The 5819-nt window shown below is 50.9% G+C and carries 4 protein-coding genes; 1 reads left to right on the forward strand and 3 read right to left on the reverse strand.

From position 1 onward, the window contains the following. The first annotated feature begins 268 nt into the window (after positions 1-268). Positions 269-1651 (forward strand): WD40 repeat domain-containing protein, encoded by a 1383-nt coding sequence (locus tag KDK13_RS09540; protein WP_257284746.1) that lies wholly within the window; start codon positions 269-271, stop codon positions 1649-1651. A gap of 22 nt (positions 1652-1673) precedes the next feature. Here the strand turns inward: KDK13_RS09540 and KDK13_RS09545 are convergent, their stop codons facing one another. From KDK13_RS09545 to KDK13_RS09555, 3 genes are read right to left on the reverse strand one after another with little or no spacing between them, the layout of a single operon-like run. Next, positions 1674-2813 carry an ABC transporter ATP-binding protein gene (locus KDK13_RS09545; RefSeq protein ID WP_257284747.1) on the reverse strand — a complete coding sequence of 380 codons (1140 nt, stop codon included), beginning with the start codon at positions 2811-2813 and terminating at the stop codon, positions 1674-1676. Further along, positions 2810-4447, reverse strand: coding sequence for an iron ABC transporter permease (locus tag KDK13_RS09550; protein WP_257284748.1), 1638 nt, complete (start codon positions 4445-4447; stop codon positions 2810-2812). Before KDK13_RS09550 ends, KDK13_RS09545 begins: the two co-directional genes overlap by 4 nt. Positions 4448-4463: 16 nt before the next feature. After that, positions 4464-5489: a Fe(3+) ABC transporter substrate-binding protein gene (locus tag KDK13_RS09555; RefSeq protein WP_257284749.1), complete on the reverse strand. Its 1026-nt coding sequence runs from the start codon at positions 5487-5489 to the stop codon at positions 4464-4466. Positions 5490-5819 lie beyond the last annotated feature (330 nt).

Genomic DNA, 5819 nt, shown 5'->3' on the forward strand with positions numbered 1-5819 from the left:
AAAATAATTTGAATAATAAGTTAGTCCAGATATGTCATATTTGAAATTACCTTCAGGACTTCAAACCCCGTCTTCACTGCCCAAATGACGGAATACCTATCGTATTTTCGAAATCCTTAACCTGACATTCACTATGCTTGGACGTGGTGCTATGTTTCTTCTTTTGGTCAGAGACGGTATGACAAATAAAATCACTGATAATGCAACTAATTCCGTTCGCCAATACCCGGGAACAAGCCCACCTGATCAGCCGACAGGAGAAAAAACGATGGAGCGGGTTTCGGTTGTTTTTCCGGAACAGGTGTTGTCTTTAATGGTATTGCCAAATGAACTCCTGGTTAAAATTGCTAACGGCCTGTCTTTCGTTGATGTCAGAAGCCTGGCTTTAACAAATAAGCGTTTAATGACACTGTTCAACACAGAACAAAAACTGAAAAAACTGGCCATTCAATATTATGGCCCCGCTTCTGCAGCATATAGAAAAACAATTGAAAACAGGGATATACCCGCTGTTCCAGGCAATAAAATTCATGACCCTTTATTACGGCTTACTTACTTTCGATACCTGAGCAATCAATACTTTGCTTCCCTGGGAAGCAAAGCCTGGAGAACCTGTGTGGCCGTTCTGAGAGGGCATAACGGGAGTGTGAGCTCAGTTACGGCATTAACCAATGGTTTGCTGGCTTCCTGTTCTTTTGACCGGACCGTGAAGTTGTGGGATCTGAGCAGGTCTGGTCGGCGGAAATGCGTGGTGACGCTGAATGGGCATACCCGGAAGGTGAACTCAGTCACGTTATTGTCTGATGGACGGCTGGCTTCCTGTTCTGATGACGGGACTATAAAGGTGTGGGATCTAAGCAAGCCCGGCGGCCAGCAATGCGTGGCGACGCTGTATGGGCATACCGACTGGGTGGCGTCAGTCACGGTATTGCCCGATGGGCGGCTGGTTTCCTGCTCTCAAGACGAGACCGTTAAGGTGTGGGATCTGGGCAAGCCCGACGGCCAGCAATGCGTGGCGACGCTGTATGGGCATACCGGCTGGGTGATGTCAGTCACGGTATTGGCCGATGGGCGGCTGGCTTCCTGTTCTGATGACTGGACCGTAAAGCTGTGGGATCTGGGCAAGCCCGACGGCCAGCAATGCGTGGCGACGCTGAGAGGGCATGATGACTGGGTGATATCAGTCACGGTATTGGCCGATGGGCGGCTGGCTTCCTGCTCTCATGACCAGACCGTAAAGATATGGGATCTGGGCAAGCCCGACGGCCAGCAATGCGTGGTGACACTGAATGGGCATACCAGCATAGTGTTATCAGTCACGCAATTGCCCGATGGGCGTCTGGCTTCCTGCTCGGGTCCTCATGACCTGACCGTAAGAGTGTGGGATCTGAGCAAGCCCGACGGTCAGCAATGTGTGGCAATTCTGAAGGGGCATACCGCTTGTGTATTATCCGTCACGGCATTGCCTGATGGGGGGCTGGCTTCCTGTTCTATTGACCAGACCATAAGGGTGTGGCGGCTGAACAAACCCGAAGAGAAGCGGTGGATGGTGATACCCAATAGAAAACGCGATCGGTTGAACTCAGCCAGACCGATGAGCGGCTGGCTTCCTGCCCACCTCCCACGAAAAAGAAGAAAATTCGTTGATTGATCCTGTAAAAAATACCAATCGTTCAAACCACTTTTTTCTGACGAGCGTTCAGGCCATTGGCATCAAACAGCACCAGATCGTGAGGAATAATGTTCAGTTGAACGGTCGCATTCCCGGCGACCGGATTTGCATGCTCGGCCACCAGCTGATAACTCCCCTGGCAACAGTCCAGATGAATTTCGCTGCGTATACTTTTTCCCATAAACTGCTGCCGGGTGATGGTGGCCTGTGGACAAGTACCAGACAGTGAGTCAGCCGATTTATCCACAGCCGCAACTGTCACCATCTGTGGTCGGATAAACAACTCAAGATTGGCCTTGTTCCCTGCTTTTGCCATGGGGATTGGTTGTGTGGATGCCACAACGCCCAATGGGGTGCGCACATGAAACTCATCTTCAATGGTGGCCGGCAGAACATTTCCGGCGCCCATGAAGTCGGCAATAAAACGGTTATCAGGGTGGTGATAGATATCGAAGGCGGTTCCCTGTTGCATAATTCTGCCCTGCCCCATGACCGCGATGGTATCGGCAAAAGCAAAACCTTCCTCACGGCTGTGAGTAACAAACAGTCCAGCAACTTTTTGCTGCTTGAGGATATCCCGTATTTCCCTGACCAGATGCTGACGAACCTGGCTGTCGATATTGGAAAATGGCTCATCCAGCAACAGAATGGCAGGCTCGTTGGCCAGTGCCCTGGCGATGGCGACCCGCTGCTGCTGTCCTCCGGACAGTTCGTGTGGATAGCGCTGGTCAAGACCATAAAGGTTCACCAGCTGAAGCATCTCCTGAACCCGTTGCCTGATCTGTTCGGAGGGCTGTTTTTTCAGGCCGAAGGCGATGTTGTCAAAAACTGTCAGGTGGGGAAACAGGGCATAATCCTGAAAGATCATACCGATGCCCCGTTGTTCTGGCGGTGATACCCGGGCTGCTGAGCTGACTTCTTTACCATGCAGGGCAATGGTGCCGGATACCGGCTGAATCAAACCGGCAATCGCTTTTAATAACGTTGACTTACCACAGCCACTGCGGCCCAGAAGGCAGACAATTTCACCATCTTCTATGGACAGGTTTAATCCTGACAGGACAAGGTTATTGGCAATGTCCCTGCTTGTTCTGGTTGAGCTGTAAGCACAGGCAAGTTCAGTGATGTTCAGGGCATTCATTGCTGTTCCTGCCTTTCCAGAGAGCGATTAAGCATAATTAGGGGAACCAATCCCACCAGAACCAGTACCAATGCGGCAGGAGCTGCATATTCCAGCTGCTCATCAGAGACGTATTGGAAGACCCGGGTGGCCAGTGTTTCAAAATTGAAGGGCCGCAGTAGCAACGTTGCAGGCAGCTCTTTCATGCTCTCAATAAATACCAGCAAAAGCCCTGCCAGCATGCCTTTGCGGATTAAGGGCAGGTGAACACGCCTGACCATTTCCCGGGGGTTACACCCCAGTGTTCGACTGGCCATATCCAGTGACGGCGAAACCCGTCCAAGACTGGACTCAACGCTGCCAACAGCAACCGCAGAGAAGCGCACTACGTAAGCAAAAATCAGGGTGATGACCGAGCCACTGAAAATAAGCCCTATTGGAGGCTGGTTCCAATAAATCAGCAGTTCGTTGATCAAGTGATCAGAGAGTGTCAGGGGGATAAGCACCCCAATGGCCAGAACATTGCCCGGCAGGGCATAACCGGTGGAGGCCAGACGCGCAGGGATTCGGGAAAAACCGGTGCGCTGTAAACGCTGATAAACAGCAAGAAACAGGGCAATAAAGCAGGCAACAGCGGCGGCGGAACCGGAAACCACCAGGCTGTTAACACCGTATTCAAACAGCGCACTGCTCCATGAATCATCGAAATAGGCAATCAGGTACTCCACCAGCACCAGGGATGGCAGCAAGAAGCCCAGGGTGACCAGCAGCCAGCACCAACCCATAGCCAGCCATTTTGACCAGCCGGAAAGTGCGATCAATGCCCGCTGCTCCTGCCCGGTATTTTTCTGATAGAGCTGCTGTTGTCGACGGCTGTATTTTTCCGTGCTGATCAACAACATGACCACCAGCAACATCATGGCCGATATTTTTGCCGCCGCATTCAGGCTGCCATAACCCAGCCAGGTGTCGTATACCGCCGTGGTTAATGTGGGCACGGAAAAATAGCTTACCGTGGCAAAATCACCCAGGGCTTCCATACCCATAAGGGCCAGACCGGTAATGATGGCGGGACGCGCCATGGGCAGGGTTACCCGGAAAAAACTGTGCAGCACTGAGCAACCCAACAGTCGGCTGGCCAGGGTCTGGCTTTTCGACTGTTCAAGAAACGCGGTTCTTGCCAGCAGGTACAGATAGGGATAAAGCACCAGGGCAAGCACAATAACAGCACCACCCAGGCTGCGTATTTCCGGGAAGGTATAGTCTGCTGCTGACGTCCACCCTGTGAGCGCCCTGAGAAAACGTTGCACTGGCCCGGCAAATTCCAGCAGGTCGGTATAGATATAGGCAATAACGTAGGATGGCATGGCCAGTGGTAATACCAGTAACCATTGGAGCTGATCTCTGCCCGGAATTCGGGCATTGGCCATCACCCAGGCGGCTGGTATAGCCAGAACGGCCCCAAGCCCCCCTACGCCGAGAATAAGAAGCACACTGTTTACGATGTAGGTGGTTAGGACGGTATTCCACAGATGGTCAAATAACTCGTCGGCAGGGGCGAGCGCCTCGATAACCAGGGCGATAACAGGAGCAAACAGCAAAAGGGCCAGCAGCCAGCTGCCAGCCCTCCAGTAGATTGGTAAGTTGTGTTTCATGCACTAATGAAAAGATCTAGAGATCAAATTTGACTTCATCCAGCAGACGCTGAGCCCTGGTACGGTTCGCTGCAATGTCGGCAATGGGCAGCGGATCAGCCTTGAATTCTCCCCATGCCGCCACGGTGTCAGACACAGGAACTTTCGGGTTGACCGGGTATTCCATATTGTCCCGGGCATAGATGGACTGAGCCTTTTCGCTGGCCAGGTACTCCATCAGCTTGAGGGCGTTATCTTTGTTCGGTGCATACTTTGCCATTACCATGCCACTGATGTTGATATGGGAACCGACATTCTTCTGGTTAGGGAAGTTAAGATAAACCGCATCCGCCCAGGCTTTCTGATCCTCATTCTCCATCATCTTGCCATAGTAATAGCTGTTGCCCAGAGAGACATCACAAACCCCCTCCCTGATCGCTTTTATCTGGGCCCGGTCATTACCCTGGGGACGACGGGCCAGGTTTGCCTTGACTCCCTCCAGCCACTGTCTGGTTTCAGCTTCTCCATTATGGGCAATCATGGAGGCGACCAGACCAATGTTGTAGGGGTGCTTGCCACTGCGGGTACAGATCTTGCCTTTGAACTGGCTGCTGGCCAGGTCTTCGTAGTTGATATCGACGGGTTTGTCGCTGCGTTTGGAACTGTAGATATTACGAACCCGCATGGTCAATGAGTACCACTGGTTATCCGGGTCCCTTAAGTGAGCAGGGATGTTGTCGTCAATGGTTTTACTGTTGACGGGCTGCACCAGTTGGCGATCAACCAGGTCAAAAAGACTGATCATGTCAGAGGTCAGTACGACATCTGCCGGGCTGAATTTGCCTTCCCGCTCAATACGCTCTTCCAGACCTTTCTTGGCGAACACCACGTTGACCTTAACGCCAGTTTCCTCTTCAAAGTCTTTCAGCATGGGCTCAATCAGAAAAGGTTGGCGATATGAGTAGACATTAACCTCTTCAGCAGCCTGAGCGAATACAGCCTGAGCGAATAAAAGAGAACACGACATCACAATAGCGGAAGTAATAGAAAGAAGTTTTTTCATGGTCGCTCGTAAACAAGAATTATTATCGTTTGCGAATTGTACTTATATCCACCGTATTCGCAACCGCTTTATTCCCCTGTGGATAAATTGAAGAGCTATAAAAACACCAATTCCTCTGAACATCCGATAACAAAGGGCTGTCAGGCAAAGTTTTTGGGGATTATGGAAATGTGGACATATACACAGACAAACTATTAACAACACAGGGAATAACCTTTTTATAATATCCTGCTGTGGATAAAGTCTGTTTTTTCCACAGTTTAATGACAGGTTAACTTAACCTTCCTACCATCAATACAACAGGGTTATTCAATTAGTAATACTCTGAAA

Origin of the sequence: Endozoicomonas sp. SESOKO1 (genome assembly GCF_024606265.1) — a bacterium.
GTDB lineage: Bacteria > Pseudomonadota > Gammaproteobacteria > Pseudomonadales > Endozoicomonadaceae > Endozoicomonas.

Bases quoted from the DNA above. Each gene is read 5' to 3' on its own strand.
- KDK13_RS09540 (WP_257284746.1), top strand. From the start codon at position 269: ATGGAGCGGGTTTCGGTTGTTTTTCCGGAACAGGTGTTGTCTTTAATG.
- KDK13_RS09555 (WP_257284749.1), bottom strand. From the start codon at position 5,489: ATGAAAAAACTTCTTTCTATTACTTCCGCTATTGTGATGTCGTGTTCT.
- KDK13_RS09550 (WP_257284748.1), bottom strand. From the start codon at position 4,447: ATGAAACACAACTTACCAATCTACTGGAGGGCTGGCAGCTGGCTGCTG.
- KDK13_RS09545 (WP_257284747.1), bottom strand. From the start codon at position 2,813: ATGAATGCCCTGAACATCACTGAACTTGCCTGTGCTTACAGCTCAACC.